The organism is Adonisia turfae CCMR0081, from assembly GCF_011009555.1.
In the GTDB taxonomy this organism is placed as follows: Bacteria; Cyanobacteriota; Cyanobacteriia; order Phormidesmidales; family Phormidesmidaceae; genus Leptothoe; species Leptothoe turfae.
The window spans coordinates 185,100-189,882 of the sequence record NZ_QXHD01000004.1; the positions used below are offsets into that span (position 1 = coordinate 185,100).

A 4,783-nucleotide genomic window follows, 5' to 3' on the forward strand; every position below is an offset into this window, starting at 1 on the left:
CAGGAGAGATCGCACGCCATGCACCCTCAATGAATCCATCGTCCTGGAAATTAGGATCAGCCGCCATGTCTGCCCGATGCTTAGCAATCCACAGGCGCTTCACATCGGCGGAAGATGCTGAAAAATCAGGCTCAAAGTCAGCGTTCATGTGGGGCAAAATGCGAGACCAGCAATCGAGCCGATCTTTCACTTCACTCGCTACATACTGCTGAACCTCTTTAGCATCAAGCTTTGGAGAGGTTTCTAGAGAGTCAGCTTTGGCCTTGTACTTTGTGAGATCAGCTTTAAGAACTTTATTCTCGCCGTCCATAGCCATGTGCTTTTTCTTCATGTCCTCATGCTCTTTAGACATGGATGAAATCGCATCAGCCAAGGCTTTGGCGTCATCGCCTTCGACCTCATAGCTTTTATTGCCGAGGGTTATTTTCATAGTTTTTCGGGGTACAACGACAGACGTTAGGGGGTTAGAGATTTCGCCATCACGCAGCAAACGATCTACGAGCGCATCATCAACAGCATCGGTATAGCTACGTACTTCAGAGCCATGACGACCGCGCTTTACAAGAGCAAAATGATTGTGCTTTCTAGGCAGCTGGTGATATGGATTTTCTTTAGTGCCATCGCCATCCATCCAGTCAGTTAGGTAGGCGGGCGATATCTCTGGATACTCGCCAGATTCCACTGCGGAGATCGCATCCTTAGAGAATAGCGTGCCAACGATACCTAGAAAATCGCCATCAATAACAACGGAATGCCCAGTACTGCCCTGGATGTACTGCCGCGCTGTTTCAGGAGAGATTAGTTCGTCTGGGTGGTCGAGTGTGATGACTCCCATCTTGGCCGAATCAATCGAATCCCGATGAAATAGCTGTTGCGGTCGAATAATCTCATATCGCACACCGTCCTTCATCTGCTCGTCTTGGTACGCCAGCAATTGATTCGCCTTGCCAATACGCATATAAAATCTCAGCCGACCATCATCAAGCCGCTGCGATTTCAAGATAAATCCAGTGTCAAAACGCGACTTCAAGAAATCATCCAAAAAAGCACTATGTCGAATATAGCACTACTATTGAGAATGGCTACAACCCTCGTCAATTAAAGCCTTCAAGGGTTATTTCCTGTATACATTTTCTGTTTTTGTCAACTGGAAGTTATGTCTCAATCCATCGGAACGTTGTTTCTTGAGCTTGAACTTAATACAGAGAAATATACGGCGGGGATGCAGGCGGCCAAGGCACAGGCTGAAAAATTAGAGCGCGACCTAAAAAGAACTCTAAATATTGGTGGACGTAATTCGTTCGATATTGCGCCGAAAGTAGATCTAAGCGGGTTACATGAGCTGAACCAGGTTTACGACTCGAAGATTAAGCACCGGAAACAGGTACAGGCTGATTTAGATAGAAATCCGATCACACCCCGCGTCAATACAACTGAGCTGGATGCGCTTGAAAAACAGCTAGACCGACTCAGTGGGAAGCAAATTCAAATTACAGCAAAGGTTCAGTCTCAGGTTTTAGCAACAGGCGGCACGATAGGTGGCAGCAAAAACAGTGCAAAAACAAAAACTGAAGTTGTAATTCCAACGACAACAGAAGGATTGTTAGAGGCTATTCTGACAGAGCTAAGGAAGCCAAACGACACATCAACAATGGATAAGTTGATGACAGGCTTCTTTACATCAATTGGCGCTGGGTTTGGCTCAGTTGTATCTGAACGGGCTAGGACGACGCTACGGGCAAACTTTGACTTAGATAAGAAGACTTTAGATGGGCTGGAGCGCAACCTAAAAAAAGCTGGACAGGTTCTATTTGAAAATCCTGAAGTAAGGGCAGCGGCGGAAGACCTTAGCAAGATAGTTGAAGCTCGATTAGAACGCGCCTCGACCAAAGTATCCAAGGCGCTAGTCAATGCATCGAAGGCACCAAACGCGAAAGAGGGAGTAGCAGCATTCGGCAAGGGTGTGAGTACCACCCCGGCTGAGGCAAAAAGAGAAGCTGTCGAAACATCAAAAGAATTATTTTCGGCTAGCACCCAACTAGCAAAAACACTGGGCAATGCATTTGAAAAAGCATTAAATGAAGCGCTAGCAAAAACTAAGCAACGAGTGGAATCAGGTGAGGCATTTCAGATCCCGCTTGCATTCCCCGAACTCCAGGCTGAACTAGTTGAAGCATATAAGCAGGCTCCCGCAGCTGAGCAACGTCGCGACAGTTCCACTACTGGTAGGGATAGTACGACAACACCAGTAAATTCTAAGCCACCTAAAGTTAGTGCGCCAAATTTAGACAAACTACCCATGGCACCACCGGACATGGGTCGGATCAAAAAACTAACCAAGGAAATAGAAGAAGGTGCGAGAAAAGCAAAGGCGCTTGCTACTGTCAACCCAAGTCGGGCGAGTGCTCATGCAGATATTGGTATTTCATTAATACCCAAGTTACTTAAAGATCTAGATACGCTACTAGCTCAGATCGACCCGGCTGCTGACCGAATGGGCAAGGGGCAGGAATTAGCCTCACTCAAAGGTCGAGTCACACGAGCGTCCCAGTCTCTTGATCAACTAAATATTGGTAGCGCTAAAGGTGTTGGCAGCCCTCAGGACGCAATTGAGCGAGTCGGGCTTGCCTTCAGTGCCCAGATAAAAAGCGCAAGGGCGTTGCGTGGTACTGACCAATCGGCAGGGATGGCAAAGGCTATCAATGAGGCGATTGAAGCAGGGCGAAAAGCAATTGATGATGCATTAGCTAGCTATGGCGATGATGTACCAGCAGCAGCGAAGAAAGCGGCTGGTATCGCAAGAGCCCGCATTACAAAAGCTGATAAAGGCGCATCGTCCCTGCTGTCCGAGATGGACGACGTGGGCAGTGCCAGCGGGAAAGGGTATAGCAAAGGGCTGACTGATGCGATCGACAATGCGACAAATGCAACCAGTCAGTTTTCAAAGGCGGTCGTTGACCGCCTAAAAGACGATCTAGAAATACAATCTCCATCTCGTGTACTAAAAAGACTTGGCCTCGATTCAGGTGAAGGCTACCTGCAAGGGCTGAAGCAAAAGATGGCAGAAGTCTCCGATGTATTTGGTGATAATGCGGCCAAATTCTTTGAAGTAGAACGCACCGGCAATGCGCTCGCCACTGGCCAAGCCATGCTGACATCAAAGAAAGGACAAGGATTTATCGGTGATGCGTTGGTCGCGGGGGCGGGATTCGGCGCAGGAAAGGTAAACGGGGATATTGCATCGATCATTACTGAAGCCGTTGCGACTATTGTCGCGAGACAGTTAAGCGGTGTGATTGCAGCAACAATTGATGCATCAAAGGCGGGTGAGATATCAGTCGGTGCCCTTAAAGATATTGACGAATTCAGGGCAGGCATAAAGGCGGTTGCTAAGCGCCTGGGTATGGCAGAGGAAGAATTTGGCGATCTGTTGGCGGGTGACTTGGCTGGGATGGTAGGAGGGCGTGCAGTGGGGATGACTGCGAGTGGCGTTGCGTCGGGTCTACCATTTCCGCTCAATCAGGTGCCGGGCGTAGTAGGCGGTATGTCGAGTGCCATTGGTGTCGGCAAAGTGCGCGACTCAATGAAAGGCATTGGCCAGAACGTAGATGCGGGGATTGATAGCGGCGTCAATATAAACGAGGTTAAAGCCATTGGTGAACAAATTGGCCGTGCATTAGTCAACGCGACTGAAGACGAACTAGGCATTGCTTCACCCTCGAAACGCTTCATTGAAATCATGAGACGGGTTGGTGAGGGCATCCAAATCGGTGCGGCTCAGATTGATTCGTCTGGCATCGGGGAAAAGGTAGCCGAGTCCGGCGAGGCGATGGGTCAGTCACTAAACAACGTAGGGAAGATATCAGTTGACCCATTCACAAGTAAATTAGACGGGCTAAGGGATGTATTAAGCGCGACGCTACAAGGGTTTATTGCATTCCGGGCAATCACATTTGCGGTGCCATTATTGGCGGAATTTGCAAAAGCGAGTGAACAAACTGCGTTGCAGATGGATAGGGTGCGTCGGGGACTAACCTTTATCGCTGACGATGCGCAAAAAGCAGGACGCATTGCAAAACAACTCAGCTCTGAGGCAAACCGGCTTGGCATTGATGCGACCGCATCACAGGAAGCCTATGTAGGGCTAGGCGCTGCTGCGCGTGGCACTGAGCTAGAAGACGACGTGATGGCGATTGCGAAGGCCAGTAATGAGGCTAGCGCTGTCTATGGAATGACAATTGCCGAACAAGAACAAACGAACCGTGCGCTGTCGCAAATGATCTCAAAGGGGCGAATTTCAACAGAGGAACTACGCGGCCAGATGGAAGCATTGCCCGGCTCGTTCCAGATAGCAGCCAGGGCGATGAATGTAACAACGGCTGAACTAGACAAAATGCTCCAGCTTGGGCAAGTAACCTCAGAGGAATTCTTACCAAAATTTGCACAGCAAATATCGCTTGAACTTGCTGGTGCCATAGCGGACGCATCCAATTCAAGTGCTGCTTCATTAGCACGGCTTGGCAACGCAATGGGAACGTTGCGTGACAAATTTGGAACGATTTCGCTAGCTGTCAAAAAAGTTGGTATTGATGCACTGCTGCCGGTACTACAGTTTGCCGCCAATAATGCAGAGTTGCTGACGGTTGGATTCACTAGCTTGTCAGTTGTGATGATTTCCAAGTTAATTCCGCCAACAATGGCTTTGGTGCGTGAATATTCTGTCAGACAGATCAGTCCTTTAGGAGGTCGATCTTAGCCTTCAACAGGGTAGCTGTCCGGCATC

At 48.9% G+C, this 4,783-nt stretch carries 2 protein-coding genes; one reads left to right on the forward strand and one right to left on the reverse strand.

Features of this window, described 5'->3' with window-relative positions; translation table 11 throughout:
• On the reverse strand, positions 1-1,030 hold a 1,030-nt coding region (locus DXZ20_RS05025), incomplete at its 3' end, for a DUF2213 domain-containing protein (protein WP_250565632.1).
• Between the two features lie 126 nt (positions 1,031-1,156).
• On the opposite strand from DXZ20_RS05025, the gene DXZ20_RS05030 reads away from it, so the two are divergent.
• Positions 1,157-4,756: a tape measure protein gene (locus tag DXZ20_RS05030; protein WP_163696814.1), complete on the forward strand. Its 3,600-nt coding sequence runs from the start codon at positions 1,157-1,159 to the stop codon at positions 4,754-4,756.
• Positions 4,757-4,783: the final 27 nt, after the last annotated feature.